We start from the raw sequence: 22,302 nt of genomic DNA, 5'->3' as shown, positions 1-22,302 counted from the left end.
ATCAGACAAATCGTTTAAAGATAACCACTATCGCATCAATAACTCATTGACGCGCTTCAGATAAGCGGCCGGATCTTCTAATTGACCGCCATCAGCCAAGAGTGCTTGATCAAAGATAACCTGTGCAAGGTCGTCAAACTGCTCGCTACTCTCAAGCTTTTTGATGAGTGGGTGATCAGGGTTAACTTCTAGCGTCGGCTTACTCTCTGGTACATCTTGACCCATTTGCTGTAGCATTTGAATCATCTGCGGAGACAGCTCACCTTCACCGACCACCAGACATGCTGGACTATCGACCAGACGCGTTGAAACTTTGACATCTTTTGCGCGATCGCCCAATGCTGTTTTAAGCTTGTCGACGACTGGCTTCATGGTTTCTTGCGCCTTTTCAGCTTCCGCCTTTTCTTCGTCGTCTTGCAAGTCGCCCAAATCTACCGCGCCTTTGGCAATATTTTGTAGCGGCGTCTCATCGAACTGGGTCAAGAAGTTCATCGCCCACTCATCAACGCGGCTGGTCATGAGGATAACTTCGATGCCTTTTTTCTTAAACAGCTCAAGCTGCGGGCTGTTTTTGGCAGCGGCCAGATTGTCAGCCGTTAGATAGTAGATGGCCTTTTGACCCTCTTTCATACGTGCTTTGTAGTCTTCAAAGCTGGTCTCAACCTTATCATTGGTGCTGGTAGCATAACGCAGCAATTTGGCAATACGTTCTTGATTGCCCATGTCCTCGCCCAGACCTTCTTTAATGACATCGCCAAACTCGCTATAGAACTGCGCAAATTTCTCTTGTTTGGCTTCATCTTCACTATTGGCAAGGCTTGCGAGCATGGTCAAGACGCGGCGTGCGTTACCATCGCGGATAGATTTTACATCGCGTGACTCTTGCAATAACTCACGGCTAACGTTCAACGGTAAGTCTGCTGAATCAATCACCCCTTTGACAAAGCGCAGATACATTGGCAATAGCTGCTCGGCGTCATCCATGATGAAGACGCGTTTGACGTACAGCTTGAGACCATGTTGCTGCTCACGGGTATACAAGTCCATGGGTGCTTTTTTGGGAATGTACAACAGCTGCGTATACTGCACGCGACCTTCCACACGGTTGTGCGTCCACGTGAGCGGTGCATCCATGTCATAGGTAATGTTTTTATAGAAGTCGGCGTACTCATCCTCTTCAATCTCAGACGCTGAGCGTGTCCATAGCGCACTGGCTTTGTTGATGGTTTCCCACTCATCAGTCAGTACCATTTGTCCACTAGCTGGCGTGTCGTCGCCTTCCTCAACCTCATCTTCTTGCCAGACTTCTTTACGCATCTGAATCGGCAAACTGATATGGTCTGAGTATTTATTGACCAAACGCTTTATTTTGCCGCGGTCTAGATAGTTATCTTCACCTTCAGAATACTCTTCTTTTAGATGCAGGATGATACTGGTGCCGCGCGCTTCTTTGGTAATGGGCTCAACGGTAAAGCTTCCAGTGCCATCAGATACCCAGCGCACGCCTTTATCAGCCGTCTCACCTGTTTTACGTGACTCGACACTGATGGAATCTGCAACGATAAAGCCTGAGTAAAAGCCAACCCCAAACTGTCCAATCAATTGACCGTCTTGTTTTTGTGATTCAGAGAGCTTGTCCAAGAAAGCTTTGGTGCCCGATTTGGCAATCGTTCCCAAGTTTTCGATGGTATCGGCTTCATTCATGCCAATACCGTTATCGGTAAAGGTGATGGTTTTGGCTTCCTCGTCGACGGCAATACGAATTTTTAACTCACCATCATCTTCGTACAGGCTGTCGTCATTGGTGGCTTCAAAACGCAATTTATCACACGCATCAGAGGCGTTTGATACCAGCTCACGGACAAAGATATCAGCATTAGAATATAGCGAATGCGTCACTAGATGCAGCAGCTGCGCCACTTCCGCTTCAAACGTATGTTTTTTTAGTTCTGGATTATTCTCATCAGCTATGGGGGTGTCGTTTTTTGGCTCACTCATAAAAAACTCCTTTAATGTATGTCAAAACTTATTATTAAACAGCAGTAATCAAACCAAAATCACTCAAGTCAGCATCAAATAGGCATCAGAGCGTTTGGTTTTAAATAGCGCTAGGCTGTTACTACTAATAGGGGCGCGGAGAAATATTTCAAGCTCAAAGACTTGTTTAAACAAAAAACACCGCCTTAGTGTCCTAAGGCGGTGTCGTTATACAATGAATGGTTTATTCTTAAAATCTAGGAATTACAAGCAACTAGGCAGATGACCAGCAGGATCTGACTCGCGGGCTGCCATGGCATCTTCTACGGTCATACCAAGTGCCTTGGCAACGCCTTCGCCATATGCAGGCTCACACCAGTTGCAGTTACGGATATGACGATACTTAATAAAGTCAGGCGCATCACCCATATTTCTGGCGGTGTTTTCAAACAGTACTTGCTGCTGCTCATCATTCATCAAGTTAAACAACGCACGTGGCTGGCTAAAGTAATCGTCATCGTCTTCACGGAAATCATAGTGTGCTGCATCGCCGTTGATCTTGAGTGGTGGCTCAGCGTACTCAGGCTGCTCTTGCCACTGGCTAAAGCTGTTTGGCTCATAGTGTGGACGACCGCCATAGTTATCATCGACACGCCCTTCACCATCACGATGGTTGCTCATCACTGGGCAACGTGGCTTGTTAACAGGGATTTGCTGATGGTTGACACCGACACGATAGCGCTGAGCATCGGCGTAGTTAATCAAACGGTTTTGCAGCATTTTATCTGGCGAGACACTGATGCCTGGCACTAGGTTACTTGGCGCAAAAGCTGCCTGCTCGACATCAACAAAGTAGTTGTTCGAGTTTTTATTGAGCTCAAACTCACCTACTTCAATCAGCGGATAATCCCCTTTTGGCCATACTTTGGTCAAATCAAACGGATGATAAGGTACTTGATCCGCTTCCTCTTCAGGCATGATTTGCACATACATCTTCCACTTAGGGAAATCACCATTTTCGATGGCATTAAATAAGTCTCTTTGATTGCTCTCGCGATCCATACCGACGACTTCTGCTGCCTCAGCATCAGTTAAGTTTTTGATGCCCTGCTGCGTACGGAAATGAAACTTCACCCAAAAGCGCTCATTTTCTTCATTCCAAAAGCTGTAAGTATGCGAGCTGAAGCCATGCATGTTTCTATAAGATGCTGGCAGGCCACGATCACTCATCAAAATAGTAACCTGATGGAATGCTTCTGGTAATAGCGTCCAAAAATCCCAGTTATTGGTTGGTGAACGCATATTGGTACGTGGGTCACGCTTAACCGCTTTGTTCAAATCTGGGAATTTACGCGGGTCACGCATAAAGAATACTGGCGTATTGTTACCCACCATATCCCAGTTGCCCTCTTCGGTATAAAACTTCAGCGCAAAGCCGCGAATGTCACGCTCAGCGTCAGCAGCACCGCGCTCGCCTGCAACCGTACTAAAGCGCGCAAACATCTCAGTCTGCTTGCCCACTTCACTAAAGATTTTGGCACGGGTGTACTTGGTGATGTCGTTGGTCACGGTAAACGTACCAAAGGCACCAGATCCTTTGGCGTGCATACGGCGCTCTGGAATCACTTCACGCACAAAGTTGCCTAGTTTCTCGTTTAGCCAGACATCTTGCGCCAATAGTGGACCGCGCTTACCTGCCGTGAGACTGTTTTGGTTGTCAGCGACTGGTGCGCCATTACCCATCGTTAATTGGGTCGGTGCATAGGGACATTTTTTATCGCTCATGTCGTTGCTCATAGTGATACTCCTTTGAAAAGCAATTGGATTAAAGTACAAATTCTATTCTGAATAAGCTTCTAGCAGTAGCCCTAGAATAGTCGTCAGTTTGTTTGAATAACGGTGAGTCTTTTTCATAGTAATCTATTAGTGCAATTAAGTTGCCTTGTTAAGTACTATTACAACTGATTTTGATAAATTTGCATAATAAATTAATCACATTCTTTTGTTTTGTTTTTTAAAACATAGGCCACTGCATGATTGGTTATTAAAAACGACTTAGCTATCAAAAACCACAGCAACTGAGCTAACCAACCATCATCTAGCCAGCCATCATAAGACTACTCACTAGCGCGGCATCGGACGAATCGTAAGAATTTGCTCGCTACGACCAAAAGGGCCATGTACATCATGCAATACCGCACTGGTGAGCCCTATACCGTCGTCGCCATACTGCTGCACAGCTTCGATACCTAGCCATTTCCCTTGTGGCGTGCGATGCATATGAATTTGCAAATCAGTATTGGGGAACATCCATTGCAGCTCTGACAATCCTAGACCAAGTCTTGGCACCACGCCGTTGGCGGTATCTACCATACCCAATAGATGCACCAAATCATCGGTGGTTTCGCCCTCTACCATCTCGATGTCATTGGTTATCCAAACCATACCTTTGCCTTCGCGACGATCGGGAGCAGCGACCAAACGCACACTTTCGATAAAACCGCCCGGCCAGCCTTTCATATCATCCCAAACGGCCAACTCTTCTGGCTTGTTCACTGCCTTTTGATCCTCAAGCCCTGCAATCTCGCTGGTATCCTGAGTCATCAGCCGCCACGCACGAGCAATAATGCAATCACGCCCGCGACTACTCATCACCGCCTCCACAAGCTCAATCGTCTTGCCCGGTCGAATACAGCGGGTGGTAATCGTAAACTCATCGAGCGGAATCAGTCCTAATATATCCAGACTAATACGTGCGATGCGCATGTTGTTTTGCGGCGCAAACTGGCTCAGCTCTGCTGTGAGTACACCTGTTGCTGGTGCCATATGTTGCTCATGCTCATTCCAAGCGCCTTGCGCATGCTTGGTTGGCTGATAGTGTGCAACGCAGACACCGTCTTCCTGCTGTTCACGTTTGATAAAGTTGTAATAAGCTGACATGACCTTCCTTAGTGTTCTATCAATCCTTTCTCATTTACCCAGTACTTTTGGACTATCCAATACTTTTTGAAGGTTATGAGAAATCGTTATCGTTGTATGGAAAAAATATTATTAGGTTTTATTATTGAAAGAGAGCATGCATATTCAACACGCTCTATTTAGTAAGCTCTTGTTTTCTCATCCTAAGAAGCTGACGACTTTTCAGAGTAAAAAACAGCAAAACACCCATGATGACAACGAGTGCTCCATAAAAAAGACTGTACTCTTTCATAAAGTGCGCTATGTCTAGTCCAAGCATCATCGCCAATATGCTAATGACAAACATATTGATATTTAATTGCTTATTGACTTCTTTAAGACTAGCTTCTGCCAATACGAATCTTTTTCGCTGTTTTTTCATCCTATCTTACCTATTCCTACTGTGCTTATAATAGTAGATGGCTCTATAACTCATTATATCCTACTTTACTTACCCACTTGTGTGACTGGAATACGTAAAGCTTTAGGCAGGCTAAAGGTCACGTTCTCCTCAATACCTGACAGCTCACTTGGCAAATCGCCGCCCCAATCCTGCAACTGTTGCAGTACTTCTTGAATTAAAATCTCAGGCGCTGACGCACCAGCGGTGACACCGACACTTTGCACCCCATCAAACCATTTATGATTCATCTCACTCGCATTATCAATCAAATACGCGCGGCAGTTCATGCGCTCGGCCAATTCACGCAAGCGATTAGAGTTAGACGAGTTTGGTGAGCCGACGACCAACACTACCTCACAGCGACCAGCTAAGTCTTTGACCGCATCTTGGCGGTTTTGGGTGGCGTAGCAGATATCATCTTTGCGTGGCCCTTGGATACTAGGGAACTTGTCCCGCAGTGCATCGATGACGCGCGCTGTATCATCCATCGAAAGGGTGGTCTGGGTAACAAAAGCCAAGCGCTCAGCATTTTGTACCGTCAGTTTTTCGACGTCTGCTTCGTTTTCGACCAAATGGATTTGACCGCCATGACGGTGGTTAAAACGCCCCATAGTGCCTTCAACCTCAGGATGTCCAGCGTGACCAATCAATACAGCATCCATCCCCCCTTGGGCAAACTTTGCTACTTCGATATGCACTTTGGTGACCAAAGGACAAGTTGCATCAAACACAGTGAGATCACGGCGCTCAGCCTCATCTTCGACCGCTTTTGAGACCCCATGTGCAGAGAAAATAACGATGGAGCCATCCGGCACTTCATCGAGCTCCTCGACGAATACTGCGCCGCGATTGGCAAGATCTGAGACCACAAACTTATTATGTACGACCTCATGACGGACATAAATAGGAGGTTCAAAACGGGTCAATGCTTCGTTCACAATCGCAATCGCACGGTCCACACCAGCACAAAACCCACGTGGATTGGCAAGATAAATTTGCATAAGAAGGCCTATCATTAGATAATTTAGAGTCAAAAGTTTACAATAATGCGAATACCCTACTTTAGCATAAATTGCCTTTATTACCGTTTAAAATACCGTCGTCTCGGACGTAATACGGTAAAGTAGGTTTTAGGAGCTAAAATCAATTTATAATTAAACGGATAATTCACAGGCATGCATGATTTGTATCATCCTACATGATGTCTTTTTTTCATTTTACCAGCCCTTACTCGCTCACTCATCCCATTAGGATACACTGTATGACAGGTTCATTATTTATTATTACTGCCGCCTCTGGTACTGGCAAAACATCACTGGTTAAGCAGCTATTAGCCACCACCAACGACTTGACTGTCAGTGTCTCCCATACCACTCGCGATCCACGACCTGGCGAGATTGATGGCCATCATTATCATTTCACTGATGTCGCATCATTTACAGCAGGAGTCGATGAGGGCAAGTTTTTGGAGCATGCAGAAGTATTTGGGAATTATTATGGTACCTCAGAGCAAAGCGTACGAGCACAGCTAGATGCGGGTATTGATGTCATCTTAGAGATTGACTGGCAAGGCGCTCTACAGGTCAAAAAAATATTTGCCGATGCCATTACAGTTTTTATTTTACCGCCAAGCCTGACAACGTTACGTCAACGCTTATCATCTCGTAACCAAGATACTGCCGAGGTCATCGAACAACGTTTGGCTGGCGCAGTGACCGAGATGGAGCAATATGTACACTTTGATTTCGTCATTATTAATGACAGCTTTGAGGTTGCATTAACAGAGCTAAAGGCCATCATAGTCGCTGATAGACAGACTTTAAAGCGTCAGCAGCAGCGCTATCATCGCACCATCACAACCTTGCTGAATAATAAAGCACTCGATTAGATAAATATTATTCAATTCAAATAGGCTGGGCATAAAAAGCAACTGCGCAACTGTACAAAAAATGCTATAATGCCTAGCTATTCCCCTTTATGTTTTTGATATTATTTTTATTGAGTGGCGGACACAGCTCACCACTAATAAAAACAACCGAGGTAGCTATTTATGGCACGAGTGACGATTGAAGATTGTTTGGATAATGTTGATAATCGCTTTGAGCTGGTTTTAGTTGCCAGTAAACGCGCCCGTCAATTGGCCAAAGGTATCGCTGAACCAATGGTTGATGTCGATAATGACAAGCCTACTGTTTTGGCACTGCGCGAAATCGCTGCTGGCAAAATCACCCGTGATATTCTAAATCAACCAGAGCACAACTTTGCAACCAGCTCACTAGATTTAGCATTGTCAGGTGACCATAGCTTTTAAAGCCACTCAGGCTTCAGGTTGGTTTTTAGGCTGATGATATTGTTTCCTTAAGATACTGTCTCCTTAAAATATTGTCTCCTCAAAACACCACCAAACTTATATTCCAATTCAAAAAACCACAGTTCATGCTGTGGTTTTTTGGCGTTTAAACCTGTTATTTTTCTAAACGACTGTCAACTTTTTTATATTTGCTCTCTGTAACTATCAGAATTTGCTTAGCAGGGTTTCAATTTTTTTGAGCTGCCCAATCGCTTAGTAGTTGACATTGAGAGCAATTTACGATTAATTAGAGGGTGGCCTTGCAATAATGAAAGGTCACCTTCACAGACAGCTGTTGCAATATAAACATCTATTAAAACCTTACTCTTAACAAGCGCTTCTTCACAAGCAATTCTTGAAAGCAACGAACTATAGGATCATCCCTCTATGAGCCAAACCTTACCCAAACTCAGTCATCCTCTGGTTGACGAAGCTCAGTATGATTTGCTGCGTTCAGTTGGGTATCTTGGCGCAGCAGATCGCCGTGATATTATTGATGCGTGCAAGTTTGGTGATATCGCTCACATAAAAGATAAGCGCAAATCAGGTGAGCCCTATATCACCCATCCGATTGCGGTTGCTGAGATTTTAGCAGGCTTCCGCTTAGATCGAGACAGCATTATAGCTGCGATTTTGCATGATACCGTCGAAGATACGGATGTTAGTGATGATGAAATCGAACAGCGCTATGGTAAAGTTGTCGCCACACTGGTCGATGGTGTGACTAAACTAAAATCATCCAATCATGATAAGCAACAAAACAAAGCCGCTACCTTTCATAAAATCCTAACCGCAACCCTCGCTGATCCACGCGTATTAATCATCAAGCTTGCTGACCGCTTGCACAACATGTCTACGCTTGATGCGGTACGTCCAGAAAAGCAGCGCGCGACCGCCCAAGAAACGTTGGACTTTTATGTGCCATTCGCACGTTTGATGGGGCTCAATGATATTGCTGATTATATCGAAGTGCTTTGTTATCGTAACCTTGATTCTGAGATGTACAACAAGCTGTCTGACAAGCTATTGCAGCATGGGCTTGGGCGCAACTTCCAAAGAGAGTCCATTCACCGTTACCTCAGTATTGTCCTCAGTAATTTAGGACTAAACGGACACGTAAAAGTACTCGATAATCGCGTGGTGATATATCGCCAGTTTTTCCGTAATCGCGGTGAGATCAATGCATTGCTACGCCACTATGCTTTTGAGATTGTGCTTGATAGCATCGAAGAGTGTGACAAGCTCGCTTACTACCTGATAAAAAAATACCAAATAGAGAACTCTCATATTAAAGACAATATTCGTCGCCCTCTGCCAGGTGGTAACCAATCACTGACGCTGATATATGAGCGTGACAGCGATTTTGTGAAAGTCACTATTTTGACCAAAAAAATGCAAAATGCTGCACGGCTTGGAGTCATTGGTGCTGAGCATGCCTCCGATGTCAGTCGCTCAGTCATCCAAGCATCGCTGCGCAATATGAAAGAGTTGGTCGATGAAGATACCTTAAATGAAAACAACCCAGATTTTACAGCGGCTGTCTCTACGATTAATGAGCTAATGGACTACCTACACTCTAGCAAAATCATCTGCTATAGTCCGCAAGGCCGTGCTTATGAGCTATCACAAGGTGCCACAGCGCTGGACTTTGCTTATGCTGTTGGGCCTATGGTTGGTAATGTGGCTGTTGGCGCAAACATCGATGGTAAAAAAGCCAAGCTTGGTACGGTGGTCAAAAATGGCCAACAGGTTGAGATTGAAGTAAACAGCCACTCTGAACCAAAAGCGGAATGGCTAGGATTTGTGGTGACCAATAAAGCCCGTGAAGAGATACTGCGCTGGTTTAAAGACTTATCGACCGCCGATAAGCAACATCATGGTCAGCAAGCATTGGATCGTGCGCTAAAAACCTACCAAAAGAGTCTCGACGACTTAACAGATAACGACTGGAAGAACTTGATCGAATGGCGAGGCGTACCAGAAAAAGACGCGTTATTTCAACAAATAAGCTCTGGTACTCTACTGCCACAGCTTGTGGTGTCACGCTTATTTAGCGACGAAGTCAGCACTCTACAAACGCAACAACAAAACAATGGCATGACACAGGCGCAGCAGCTAATCGCGAACGCGACAGGCGTCGAGCTTGATTTTGCCAATTGTTGTCATCCTATTTATGGTGACCCAATTGTAGGCCATTTATCACGGCATGGTCTGGTCGTACACCGCCACAAATGCTTTTCGCTAGACGATATTCGTAAGGATAATCCTTATCAAGTCATACAGCTGCGCTGGCGTGACGATAAAACGGTCAAAACGAATGAGGCAGATGCAATCAATGGTAAAACCACTGGAGAGATTCGTTTCCCAGCTTATCTAAAGCTTTCTATCGCTCTCAGTGATGAGCAAATCAGTGAAGTCATCTATCATTTGCGTCAGCTCAATATCGGTGTCGAAAAGGTCGATGTGCGCAGTACTGATACTATCGTCCATGTCATCGTCCGTAGTCGCAATCACTTAGCACAAGGCATTCGTGACCTGCGCTCATTACTAGGCTTCCCAAATATCATACGATTGTATCAACTATAAAGATGATTACTACTTTCACTTGTTTGTTCGTATGACGGCTAACAACCCCTATTTAACTTTGCTTTAAAAGTTTAGAATACCCCTCACTCATCTGCTACCCAAACATTCAGCAGATTAAAATAACACAAGAACGACAAGGATAAATTATGACTCGTCAAACCATCCAAACTGATAACGCCCCTGCAGCCGTTGGCACTTACTCACAAGCGGTCAAAGTTGGCAATACCGTTTATGTTTCAGGTCAGCTTGGTTTCGACCCTCAGACTATGGAGCTAAAAGACGGCTTTGAAGCGCAAGCTAAGCAAGTATTCGCTAATTTAAAAGCGGTCTGCGAAGCAGCGGGTGGCAGCTTAAATGATGTGGTTAAATTCAACGTGTCTTTAACTGACTTAAGCGATTTTGCTGTCCTGAATGAGATATTCGCTGAAAACTTGAGCGAGCCTTATCCTGCCCGCGCAGCTGTACAGGTCGCCGCATTGCCTAAAGGTGGCGTGGTTGAGATTGAAGCTATCCTGTATATTGAGTAAACGGACGTATTTTTTACTTAACTCTCAAGTTATTAAGTCAAAAAACAACTCTAAAAAACATTTCTAAAGTAAGCCCAAATATAGCTATTTGGGCTTACTGCTCTTATCTCTACCAATGTCATGATCTAACTATAGTCAAGGAATTTTAAAATTGCTACAAGGCGACCGACCGCAGGTAGTACACTAAGTACATCTAGGGCGGATAACACCGTAGCGGTTTAAAAGTTCTCCGACTATATTTAAAAGCTATAGGTGTATTTTATGTTGGTACAAGTTGCTCTACCCGTGCCCCTTTATCGGGTATTTGACTATAGTGTACCGGCAGATACTAACACTTTATCAAGCCCCTCTTTACCGCATATTGGGTGCCGCGTTGAGGTGTCATTTGGTCGTCAGACCTTAATCGGTATCGTGGTTGCTCATGTCTCTGAAGCTGAGAGCAGCGTCCCCATCAAAAAGCTAAAACCCATCAATAAATGCTTGGACGCTGAGCCTATCTTAGATGCTAGCATGCTCACGCTCGCTCATTGGCTTGCCCGTTATTATCACTACCCACTTGGTGACGTCCTAGCCGTCATCTTACCAAGCCTAGTTCGTCAAGGAAAACCACTAGATCTTCTGATCACCCACTGGCGAATTTTGCCACACATCACCGATGACGACTTTCGCGCCAATGCAAAAAAACAAAAGCAACAGTTTGACATGCTTAAACTACATGGCGAGCGCGGTGCTAGTGAAGATGTCCTGTTATTAGAAGGCATGCAGCGGAGCTTTTTAAAAACGCTAGAAGAAAAAGGTCTTATAGAGCGCTATATTCAACCCAAACAAGCACCTTCACCTGTCAAGCTCGCAAAAATGCCGCTTGATCTCAATGATGAACAGCAGCTTGCCGTTGCAGCCATTGTTGCTGCCCATGAAGCTAAACGCTATACAGGATTTTTATTAAACGGCATTACTGGTAGTGGCAAGACTGAAGTCTATCTACAAGCGATGCAAGCCGTATTAGAAGCTGGTAAGCAGGTTTTGATTCTCGTGCCAGAGATTGGACTGACACCGCAGACGCGTGCACGCTTTGCTAGCCGGTTTGCCGCTCAGATTGTGTTGCTTCATTCAGGCATGAGCAATACCCATCGCTTGCAAGGCTGGCAAGACTGCCGTATTGGTCATGCACAAATCATCATCGGGACACGCTCAGCGGTGCTTTATCCTTTCGCAGATTTAGGCCTCATCGTCGTCGATGAAGCGCATGATGGCTCTTATAAACAGCAAGATACCTTGCGTTATCATGCTGCCGACGTCGCGCTTTATCGCGGTCTGCAATACAACATCCCAGTCGTGCTTGGTACTGCCACCCCTTCTCTTGAGCATTTAAAACTGGTTGATGATGGCAAGCTGGTAGAGTGTCAGCTGCTTACTCGTCCTGGTAATGCAAAGCCTGCAACGATGCAGCTGATCGATGCGCGCTTGCACAGTACTCATCAACAAACAACCGATGACGGCACGCGCTATGATACAGGTTTAACCGATGCACTCATTGGCGCGATACGACAAACGCTTGAAGCTGGCGATCAAGTATTGATATTCTTAAATCGTCGCGGCTATGCCCCTGTCTTGTTATGCGAGGCTTGCGGTTGGCAGGCAGATTGCCCACGCTGTGATGCCCATTTAACCGTTCATTATAATAGCCAAGCCCAGCAGAGTAATTACTCAAATAGTTCATATTTGAAATGCCACCACTGCGACTGGCAAGCCTATATTCCAAAAGTTTGCCCTGATTGCGGTAGTCAAAATTTAGATGCTAAAGGCATGGGCACCACAAGGCTGAGCGAAAACTTGCACGCTATTTTTGCCAATCCACAAACCAGTAAAGAGCTGTATCCAATTATCCAAATCGATCGCGATACCACAAGGCGCAAAGACAGCTGGGAGAATATCTATCAGCGTATCAATCAAGGCAATCCTGCCATCTTAGTTGGCACACAGATGGTCGCCAAAGGCCATCATTTCCCCAATGTTACCTTGGTTTGTTTGCCCAATGCTGATCGCGGTTTTTTGTCCGCAGATTTCCGCTCGCCTGAACATACCGCACAGCTAATGATTCAAGTAGCAGGGCGTGCTGGACGCGGTGATAAAGCTGGGCGCGTACTCATTCAAACGCTGCAACCAGATAACGAGCTATTATTAAAACTGGTGAAAGATGGTTATCTCTCCTTTGCGCGTGAATTGCTGCAAGAGCGAAAGATGATGGGGCTGCCGCCTCATAGCCATGCCGCGCTGATACGTTGTGAAGGCAAGACCCTGGCTGCTACCACCCAAGCACTCAAGGATGCGGTTATTAATCTGCCTCATGGACACAACCTTGCAGTACTTGGTCCTATCGATGCGCCGATGAGTAAAAAGAACAGCCGCTATCATGCACAATTGCTGCTCTTAGCCAAAGATAGACAGCAATTACATCATGTATTAAATCAATGGTGGCAGCCAGTACTTGCCATGCCAAGCGCCAAATATCTTAAGCTTACCTTAGACATCGACCCTGTTGGTTGGTAGCAATCCCTACCATAAACTGAAAACGATTAAGATAGGCTTTCTTGCCTTTTTAACGCCTAGTTACAGCTTAGAGGTCTTAGATATGCTAAATTCTTTGTATATCGAAAAAGTATGACGCTTACTAATGACGTGACGTACGCTCTTAGACGTACTTTTTTATAGAGCACAGCCTTATAGGCGCGCTCTATATATTAATTAACTTGCTTCTATAATCTTGAGTGTTGTTATGAGTCCAAATGATTTGAACCCTGAACAAAATAGCAGCCCCAATCAAACAAATGCTAATCCTCAGCACGCTTCTGAGGGTACTGGTCGTCCTGAGAGTCTACAGAAAGACAGCAAAATAAAGAACTATACCCATGGTAATCAAGACACTCACGATCACGACGAGCATTTAGAGGTCACAACGGCACCGCGAGACACCAAAGGCTATCAGCGCACGCTGCTATTTAGCTTTATTATCATCACTGCTTATATGTTCATCGAGGCGATAGGTGGCTGGCTCACTGGTAGTTTGGCGCTATTATCCGATGCAGGCCACATGCTAAGCGACGCCATAGCACTTGGCGCAACCTTGATGGCATTCAAAATCGGTGAAAAGTCTGCCACCCATCAAAAAACTTTTGGTTATAAACGTTTTGAGATTTTGGTCGCTACCGTCAATGGTGCCACTCTCGTCATTATCGCTGTCATGATTTTTTATGAAGCCATTAAACGCTTTAACTCACCGACTGACATTGCTAGCGAAGGTATGCTCATCATTGCCACTATTGGCATGTTGGTCAATATTTTGGTCGCTTGGCTCATGCACCGAGGTAGCCGTACCAAAGCAGATGAACACCAGCACAGCCATGACTTAAGTACAGAGCAAGCATCATCTAACGGCACGCAAAAAGCACGCAAAAAGAGATCTGAAGAGCCAGTTAACCTCAATATGCACAGTGCCTATTTGCATGTATTAAGTGACTTGATGGGTTCTGTTGCCGCTATTGTCGCCGCTTTATTAATGATTGCGTTTGGTTGGATATGGGCGGATGCGGTGGCATCAGTGGTGGTTGCCATACTGATATTAATCAGTGGTTATCGCGTGGTACGCGACTCGGTACATATCTTAATGGAAGGCACGCCAGCAGACATATCACTGGTTGAGGTAGAGCAAAGGATGGTAGCGCATCCACAAGTGCACAAGATACATGATCTACATGTGTGGAGTATTACCAGCGGCCTAAATGCCTTATCTTGTCACGTTGTGGTCGATGGTGAAATGAGCATTTACGAGTCTAGTTTACTGATCGCTGATCTGGAACAGCGCCTATTAGACCTTGGTATCGACCATGCTACTATTCAGGTTGAGAGCCTGTTACATTCGCATACTCGAGCACATGGTGATGCACTGGTCTGTGACATATTAGAGCGTCCTTCTGAGGGTAACAATCATATTGGTCACAGTCATTAGTAACAGCCAATTACGAGCCGTTAGTTCGGAAAACTGTAAATGATATAGACGTAGCTTTAGTAGTTACGTCTAATGCAACGATAAATATAGCGTAATATAGGCCAAAATAACCAAGCTGCTGTGATAATCCAAACGATAAATCCAAGACCTAACAGGGGAGTTTCCTAAACTTTGTGTAGCTGCTTATAATCCACTAACAGGAGAATAAGCAATGACTACTCAATCTGACATCAAGAAACTGGCTGAGCAAATGGCCAGCAGCATGAAAAGCTTCGATGACATCAAAGACTTTCAAAAGCAGCTCATGCAGTCCTTCATCGACACTGCCCTAGAAGCAGAAATGGAAGAGCATCTCGGCTACCCCAAGCATGAAAAGGCAGACAGGCCTAATAAGCGCAACGGTCATACTAAAAAGACCGTCCGTAGCGACACAGGCGACCTTGAGATCTCCACTCCAAGAGACCGCGGTGGCAGCTTTGAGCCTGTACTTGTCAGTAAGCATCAAACCCGTATTTCAGGTCTTGATGACAAAATCATATTTCACTACAGGCATAGCCTTCCGTCTTGCGCTTCGGGCAAGTGTCTCCCAGACACTTGCTGATCCTCGCTCATACGCCAAAGGTCAAACCACTACTGAGATTGTCGAAACCATCAAGGACATCTACGACGTCGACATCTCAAGCAGCTTGGTTTCCAGAGTCACTGACAACCTCTTGGATGACATCACCGCTTGGCAGAACCGGCCACTGAGCAGTGTTTATCCTATCGTCTACTTAGACTGCATTGTCGTCAAAGTTCGTCAGGACAAGCAGATCATCAACAAAGCTATCTATCTGGCCTTAGGCGTTGCTCTTGATGGTAAAAAAGAGCTGCTTGGCATGTGGCTATCAGAGAATGAGGGCGCTAAATTCTGGCTGGGTGTTCTCACTGAATTGCAAAACCGCGGGGTTCAAGATATTCTTATTGCCTGTGTAGACGGCCTAAAAGGCTTCCCTGATGCCATCAATACGGTCTACCCTAACGCTCAGGTTCAGCTGTGTATCGTGCATATGGTGCGCTATTCGATGAAGTTCGTACCTTGGACGGACAAGAAGGCCGTAGCAGCTGATTTAAAGGCCATCTACGGTGCTGATACGCTTGAGATGGCAGAGGCCAACCTTGAGCACTTTGATGAAGTATGGGGTAAAGAGTACCCGCATGTCATCAAGTCGTGGCGCAATAACTGGGAGGGCTTAACGGCGTTCTTTGAGTACCCTAAAGACATCAGAAAAGTCATTTACACCACCAATGCGATAGAGTCGCTAAACAGCGTAATTCGGACAGCGATGAATAAGCGTAAGGTGTTTCCCTCCGATCAGGCAGCATTCAAGGTGGTGTACTTAGCAACTCAGCAGGCATCCAAAAAGTGGTCGATGCCAATCCGTAACTGGACGTCTGCTTTGAATCGCTTTATGATTATGTTTGATGATCGTATTAGTAAGCATTTAATCTAAATGGCAGTTACACAGAATTCGGGATGGGCTCCCTAACAGCGTCATTCTAATCCAAAAGTCTAAACATCCATTACACACATTAGTCAGATAAGCTGGTCCCATGTTCGAGGCCATTACTAACCAAAACCCAAAGGCTAGTGCTAAGACTGCAACCAGTATTCTGACAAATACTTTTCCAATAAATATTAATAAGGCGTGCTGCTTATTAACAGCAGGATGGGTTTTTGGCTTATTATCCATGAGTAATCAGTCTCGATAGTTGCTTTAATACATTGTTCCAATCGTGCGAAATCACCAAATTTATTACTTTCCTTATTACTACTATCTAAATCAAACACTTCTATCAGACTTTTGCTTGCACAATTTTAAAAAAACCAGTTCCAAGGGGGCTTATATGGTTATAATAACCATATCAAACCACTATTTAGCATACTGATTGACTTTGGCAAGCAGTCTTATTAGTATTTTTTATTTTATCTATCGAAGATATACCACTATGTCTAGACGCTCGGCACCTTTTGTCGCCCCCGACTATATCGACAACCCTACTTCAAAGGATGGCAAAAAACACGCCAAATTTTTGCTATCAACACTGCAAGAAGACATTGCCAGCTTTCGTGATGAGCAGTTTCCGCCTGATATTTTGCGCCAAATTCGTGATATGCCCATTTTTGAAGGCAACTTAGCAGAAGTCCAAGCCTACCAACAACGCTGGCAGCCTCTTATTGAGCGCGCGATGGCTTTTTATCCAGCCGCTTATCTGCCACCCGACTATTTACCATTACCAGCCAGCCTTGAGATACCGCAGTTCATCTATCATGTTCAGCGTCTACATCTGACCAAGACCCGCGCCAAAGAATCCAAAAGCTTTGGCTCAGTGGGAGCACTGACTGATAAATGCGGTGATTATAGTGCTGATGAAATTGCGCGTATGTCAGCAGTGTTCGATAATGACGACGAGGCGCGTTTGGTGGCACATCGTGAATTTATTGACTTGCGTGCCTATGTCTTTTGCCGTGACAATAAGGGCGAGATGTTAGAGCCTGAACGAGTACGCTTTTATCGTACTGGACTCATCGTCCATGCCCTACCCAATTTTAAGATCGTCGATAGCAGGCAAACACCCCGTAAGCGGCGCAACGATGCGTACAGTAACCCAATAGCAGATAATGGGGTTTGGAGGGTTTACCGTAAAAAATAAATAAAGACACGCTATAGTTTTAAAGGGCTATGGTTTTGAATTGATTGCTAAGGATGTTATATGTTCGCTGCCGCTGCCGGCTCACCAAACTTAATGTTACAGGCCACTATCTTTTTGGGTGCAGCGCTGCTTTTTGTACCACTGGGTAAACGCTTCGGCATAGCCACGGTACTCGGCTACCTCATTACAGGCTTGATATTGGGCCCAAGTGCACTAGATGTGGCTGGTGATGCTGAAAGCTTGCTGCACTTCTCTGAGTTTGGGGTGGTGATGCTGTTATTCATCATCGGCCTTGAGTTGCAGCCATCACGGCTCTGGGCATTACGCCGCTCTATCTTTGTGCTTGGTGGTTTGCAAGTCGGACTTACTGGCGTGCTGTTAATGGCGATTTTATACCAGTTCTTCTCTCTACATTTGGACACTGCATTTATCGTTGGCTTTGGTCTAGCCCTTTCTTCTACTGCCTTTGTGCTACAAATTTTGACCGAAAAACAGCAGCTCTCCAGTACCCACGGCCGTGAAGCTTTTACTATCTTGTTATTTCAAGATATTACCGTCATTCCCTTATTGGCTGTGATTCCATTTTTATCTGGCGTACGTGAGCAAAGTTACGATCTCATTTACTTCGGTAAAGTCTTTGCCGTTTTTGCTGGGCTTATCTTTGCCAGTCGTTACGTCATCAGGCCATTTTTTAAGTTTGTCGCATCCAGTGGCGCCTCAGAGCTACTCACTGCAGTAGCGTTATTTATCGTCATGGGTGTGTCAATTTTGATGGGTCAAATTGGCTTATCTATGGCGCTTGGCGCATTTTTGACTGGCGTGTTATTGGCTGACTCTGAGTATCGTCATGAGTTAGAAGCCAGTATTGAACCCTTTAAAGGCCTGCTACTCGGCTTGTTTTTTATGTCAGTAGGTATGCTGACCGACATCAAACTCATTATGGCGCACCCGATATTTATTATCAGTTGTGCAGTGGCGTTGATGTTTATCAAGTTTGCGGTGATTACTGCTATCGCAAAAATATCAGGCAATCGCTGGCCCACCAGTATTCGGCTTGGGGTCACCTTAGCTCAAGGCGGTGAGTTTGCCTTTGTCTTATTCAACGTCGCGGCGACTCAAAATGTATTGGCCCCTGAATTAGAAAACACGCTCAATCTTATCGTGACCATCTCTATGGCGCTGACACCGCTGGCCTTCTTATTATTAGACAAAGTAGGCGAGCCTTTATTCGCTAAAAGCAAACCTAGCCGCGAACATGATACGATTCCAGATCATGAGCATCCAGTCATTATCGCGGGTTTTGGCCGCGTTGGACAAATCATTGGTCGGGTGCTGCGTATGCATAATATTGAATTTACAGCCATCGAACGCTCGGCAAACCGAGTGGATTTTGTGCGTAAGTTTGGTAACCAAGTCTATTACGGTGATCCGAAAAACCCTGAGATTTTACGCGCAGCTGGGATTAAACAAGCCAGTCTGTTCATCATTGCTGTGGATGATTTGGAGCGTTCTATCACCACCGCTGAGTATCTGCGCAAAAACTACCCTGACCTGGTCATACTTGCCCGCGCCCGCGATCGACAGCACTATTATCGCTTGCGTGAGGTAGGCGTCCGTCATATCTGGCGTGAGACTTATTTATCCTCACTAGATATGTCGCGTGAATCATTACAACTGCTTGGTATACCGCCAGATAAAGCACGAGAAACCATTCAAACTTTCCGTGATTATGATGATGATTTAATCGAGCGCCAGCAAGCCATTTACGATGATGAAGCGCGACTGATTGAGTCAGCACAGTCAGCGATGGCAGAGCTTGAAAGTCTATTCGATGAAGACATTGATAAAGCGCGAAAGATGGACTTAGAAGATTTTTACGATGCGCTGAAAGATCAAGCCACACCCGTTGAAGATACTACAAACGATATCGTAACTGATCCTAAAGTTTAGCTCGCCTATCAGTATAGTCAAGGAATTTTAAAATCGCTACAAGGCGACCGACCGCAGATAGTACACTAAGTACATCTAGGGCGGGTAACACCGTAGCGGTTTAAAAGTGCTCCGACTATATCTGATGATGGCTAATCAGTGGTGCAATATGCAGGGGCTTGCTTTTTATTGAGTGAGCTAATGCACTCCCAATCGTTACTATCAAGATTGTGATAAAACACAAAGGTGTGATCATTGAGATAACGGGTAGGAAACTTAATATTCTGCATCGTACCAATCACTGCACAGTCATTGCTAGGAATGCCTTCCATTTGCGTTTCAATGCGTAGCCTTACTTGTTGAGTACCACTCACCAATGGCAAACTGACTGGGCACTGACCTGTTTGCTGATAGACCTCATCTACGTGGTCTTGTGCCGTTTTGGTCGCATAATAAGCATCAAATAATATCTCACTCTCTCTTTGCTTAGCGACAATGGGCAAAAACTGCACATTGATAACCATCAATGCGAAAATAAAAAAGCCAAAACCAAGACCTAAGCCAAACAAACTCACCCCGCCTTCGCGGCGCAGATGCGCTTCTTGCGAGGCGGCGTCTTGTGGATAGTCATCAAGCGCATCCGCAATCTCGCGCCGTGCCATTCGATAATAGTACGCATCAGTCCAGCGCGCTACCATAGCTGCCCAAAACAGCCAAATCACTGCCGCAATCCCAATACGTATCGCCATCTGATACGCTTCTGGAATATAAGACATCGCTACAAACTCAAATGTCACTAGAGCAATGGCAATATTGAGCTGAATAAATGACCAGCCAGCAACGCTATAAACCAAAGCATCCATATAGCGCTTGCGATATAGTAACCAAGGCAAGGTTATAAAAAATGCTGCCCAATGCCACTTTGGTGACAGATATCCTTGCTTGTCAAACTGCTCAAAGCGCTTGAGATAATAACTTTGCGTACGATGGCCTATAAACCATTGATCCAGCTGCTTACGCTTAGCAGGTGTCAGCTTTGCTTGATAAAATGGTGGTGGCGAATCCGTCTCGATAAATAACATTACGCTAGGCTCTGTTGGCTATTTGGGTTTCATACTAGTCATTATTATATGACAACGTTAATCCAGATGCGACGTACTTCTCTATGTCTTATCAGGCATCGTCAGGCCATTGTGAGATTGTGCGTTCACTCTAAGGGCTATTTGACTTATAATACGCTCATATTCGCAACTTATTTAAGTTCTCTTGATCTTATGACTCAAAATCCTCACACCAACAACCCTTTTGATAGCCACCCTGATAGGGTCACAGATCCTCAAAATACGGATAATACAACCTTGGCCACCGAAGCACTTCCACCGAATGATAAACATAAACGCATCGTGCAAACGTTTATGAAGCGGCGCACGCATATGAACAAAAATGCTGAACAGGCACTAACAGATCCAGAATTCGCTGAGTATTTGGTCAACAACAGCTTTGGTGATGGCAACTTAGATGCTATCCACGATTTACGCTCGTTGTTCGCTGATAGTCCTAATGGTAGCGCTGCACCGCTTACCTTAGAGATTGGTTTTGGGCTTGGTGATTCATTTATTGAAATGGCAGCTGCTGACCCCGCACGCAACTTTGTTGGGATTGAAGTACACGAGCCAGGCATTGGTAAGTGTGCTTATATGGCAGGCACTCAAGGCTTGACCAATGTAAAAATTATCAATGGTGATGCGATTCAACTGCTTAAGCAGCTGCCAGAAAACCATATCGATCGTATCCAGCTCTACTTCCCTGATCCTTGGCAAAAAAAGCGTCATTATAAGCGCCGCTTTGTCAGTCCTGAACGTATGGCGATTGTTACTCGCAGCTTAAAACCTGGCGGCTGGTTCCATACAGCAACCGACTGGGAACATTATGCTTTTTGGATGGTCGATGTTTTAGATGACTTTGACGGTCTTAGCAATCAAGCTGGTAAAGGCAACTTTACCCCACGCCCAGACTTTCGCCCAATGACCAAGTTTGAACGTCGCGGCTTAGAGCGGGGTCACGGTGTCTGGGATTTAATCTATATCAAAGACTAGACTATCAACCTACTGTTCTGCTTTTCAAACCATTTTATATATCGCGGCTCATCAATGAAGCCGCTTTTTTATGGCTTGCTGATCACAAAACAACCCTGCTACTGCGTGGAACATTGCAATCATTCATTGGCTTTTAGACAATTATTACTCCAGTTCAAAGCAATAAATCCGTTATTATCTGAGCGCTAAACATTTACTATCTGCGCTAACATCGATAGCATAAGGGCTTGGTGAGTTCTCCCCATAAACTGTGGATAACTATGTGGATAAGTGGCGACTTGACACGCATACGACTTGATAGCTTAATGGCTTGGGTAAAATTGGTCATTTTTTGTACAACTTTTAATTACAACAAAATCAAAGACTTAGACTCACATGGTTTATAAAAAAACTTTTTTTAAAATAAATTTTAAATATTTTTTTATTATCTGATGTTTCACAGTATTGGCGTTATATACCGTTATTTTCTGTGGACAACTTTTATTTTTATTGACAATTCTGATATTAAGTGTTCTAAATAAATGTTCAAAATTACTTCTATTTGGCCATTTATCAATATACTATCTATCAGATACTACACGACACTCAATGTCGTATAGTATGTTTTGCGCGCTTCTATGACCCTTGGATTTTGTTATAATTACCTTATCTAATAAAACAGCTGACAATTAAGTTCATTTTGACACAGTAATATTCAGCATTTGTATATTCTTACTGAAGATTGCTTTAGCAAAAATGAGCTTTGTTAGTTTCATACCCTCTTATTTTTATGACAC

The 22,302-nt window shown here is 44.7% G+C and carries 15 protein-coding genes and 1 pseudogene; 10 read left to right on the top strand and 6 right to left on the bottom strand.

From position 1 onward, the window contains the following. Positions 1-27: 27 nt before the first annotated feature. The 5 genes from htpG to ispH form a co-directional block, all read right to left on the bottom strand. Positions 28-1,998 (bottom strand): molecular chaperone HtpG, encoded by a 1,971-nt coding sequence (gene htpG / locus JMX03_RS03005; protein ID WP_201594373.1) that lies wholly within the window; start codon positions 1,996-1,998, stop codon positions 28-30. Positions 1,999-2,241: 243 nt separating this feature from the next. Next, positions 2,242-3,774: a catalase gene (locus tag JMX03_RS03000; RefSeq protein ID WP_320158297.1), complete on the bottom strand. Its 1,533-nt coding sequence runs from the start codon at positions 3,772-3,774 to the stop codon at positions 2,242-2,244. Between the two features lie 327 nt (positions 3,775-4,101). Then, positions 4,102-4,917, bottom strand: coding sequence for a thioesterase family protein (locus JMX03_RS02995; RefSeq protein ID WP_201594371.1), 816 nt, complete (start codon positions 4,915-4,917; stop codon positions 4,102-4,104). Positions 4,918-5,071: 154 nt separating this feature from the next. Then, the gene (locus JMX03_RS02990) at positions 5,072-5,317 is read right to left on the bottom strand and encodes a hypothetical protein (protein WP_201594369.1); all 246 of its coding nucleotides are present in this window, start codon (positions 5,315-5,317) and stop codon (positions 5,072-5,074) included. Positions 5,318-5,382: 65 nt separating this feature from the next. After that, positions 5,383-6,339, bottom strand: coding sequence for a 4-hydroxy-3-methylbut-2-enyl diphosphate reductase (gene ispH / locus JMX03_RS02985; protein WP_201594367.1), 957 nt, complete (start codon positions 6,337-6,339; stop codon positions 5,383-5,385). A gap of 260 nt (positions 6,340-6,599) precedes the next feature. Here ispH and gmk point away from each other — a divergent pair, with 260 nt between their 5' ends. The 9 genes and pseudogenes from gmk to JMX03_RS02940 all read left to right on the top strand — a co-directional run bounded on the left by gmk (position 6,600) and on the right by JMX03_RS02940 (position 19,451). Beyond that, a complete protein-coding gene (gene gmk / locus JMX03_RS02980) occupies positions 6,600-7,226 on the top strand; it encodes a guanylate kinase (protein ID WP_201575520.1) in 627 nt (208 codons plus the stop codon). A 162-nt stretch (positions 7,227-7,388) separates the two neighbouring features. Then, positions 7,389-7,649: a DNA-directed RNA polymerase subunit omega gene (rpoZ, locus tag JMX03_RS02975; protein ID WP_192524480.1), complete on the top strand. Its 261-nt coding sequence runs from the start codon at positions 7,389-7,391 to the stop codon at positions 7,647-7,649. Positions 7,650-8,075: 426 nt separating this feature from the next. Continuing rightward, the gene (locus JMX03_RS02970; protein WP_201594365.1) at positions 8,076-10,274 is read left to right on the top strand and encodes a RelA/SpoT family protein; all 2,199 of its coding nucleotides are present in this window, start codon (positions 8,076-8,078) and stop codon (positions 10,272-10,274) included. Positions 10,275-10,420: 146 nt separating this feature from the next. After that, entirely contained in the window at positions 10,421-10,801 is a 381-nt protein-coding gene (locus JMX03_RS02965; RefSeq protein WP_201575522.1) for a RidA family protein, read from the top strand. 261 nt (positions 10,802-11,062) lie between these two features. Beyond that, positions 11,063-13,351, top strand: coding sequence for a primosomal protein N' (locus JMX03_RS02960; RefSeq protein ID WP_201594363.1), 2,289 nt, complete (start codon positions 11,063-11,065; stop codon positions 13,349-13,351). A gap of 226 nt (positions 13,352-13,577) precedes the next feature. Then, positions 13,578-14,807 carry a cation diffusion facilitator family transporter gene (locus tag JMX03_RS02955; RefSeq protein ID WP_201594361.1) on the top strand — a complete coding sequence of 410 codons (1,230 nt, stop codon included), beginning with the start codon at positions 13,578-13,580 and terminating at the stop codon, positions 14,805-14,807. Between the two features lie 211 nt (positions 14,808-15,018). Beyond that, positions 15,019-16,300: pseudogene (locus JMX03_RS02950) on the top strand (IS256 family transposase). Between the two features lie 496 nt (positions 16,301-16,796). Next, positions 16,797-17,501 carry a hypothetical protein gene (locus JMX03_RS02945; RefSeq protein WP_201594359.1) on the top strand — a complete coding sequence of 235 codons (705 nt, stop codon included), beginning with the start codon at positions 16,797-16,799 and terminating at the stop codon, positions 17,499-17,501. Positions 17,502-17,561: 60 nt separating this feature from the next. Then, positions 17,562-19,451 (top strand): monovalent cation:proton antiporter-2 (CPA2) family protein, encoded by a 1,890-nt coding sequence (locus tag JMX03_RS02940; protein WP_201594357.1) that lies wholly within the window; start codon positions 17,562-17,564, stop codon positions 19,449-19,451. 131 nt (positions 19,452-19,582) lie between these two features. Here the strand turns inward: JMX03_RS02940 and JMX03_RS02935 are convergent, their stop codons facing one another. Next, positions 19,583-20,512, bottom strand: coding sequence for a DUF2628 domain-containing protein (locus JMX03_RS02935; RefSeq protein ID WP_201594355.1), 930 nt, complete (start codon positions 20,510-20,512; stop codon positions 19,583-19,585). A 192-nt stretch (positions 20,513-20,704) separates the two neighbouring features. Between JMX03_RS02935 and trmB the strand changes: the two genes are divergently transcribed. Further along, the gene (trmB, locus tag JMX03_RS02930) at positions 20,705-21,526 is read left to right on the top strand and encodes a tRNA (guanosine(46)-N7)-methyltransferase TrmB (protein WP_201594353.1); all 822 of its coding nucleotides are present in this window, start codon (positions 20,705-20,707) and stop codon (positions 21,524-21,526) included. The last annotated feature ends 776 nt before the right edge of the window (positions 21,527-22,302 follow it).

This window comes from Psychrobacter fulvigenes (assembly GCF_904846155.1).
GTDB lineage: Bacteria > Pseudomonadota > Gammaproteobacteria > Pseudomonadales > Moraxellaceae > Psychrobacter > Psychrobacter fulvigenes.
Note: the sequence above shows the minus strand (reverse complement) of the source record. Positions and strands in the feature narration are given on the sequence as shown.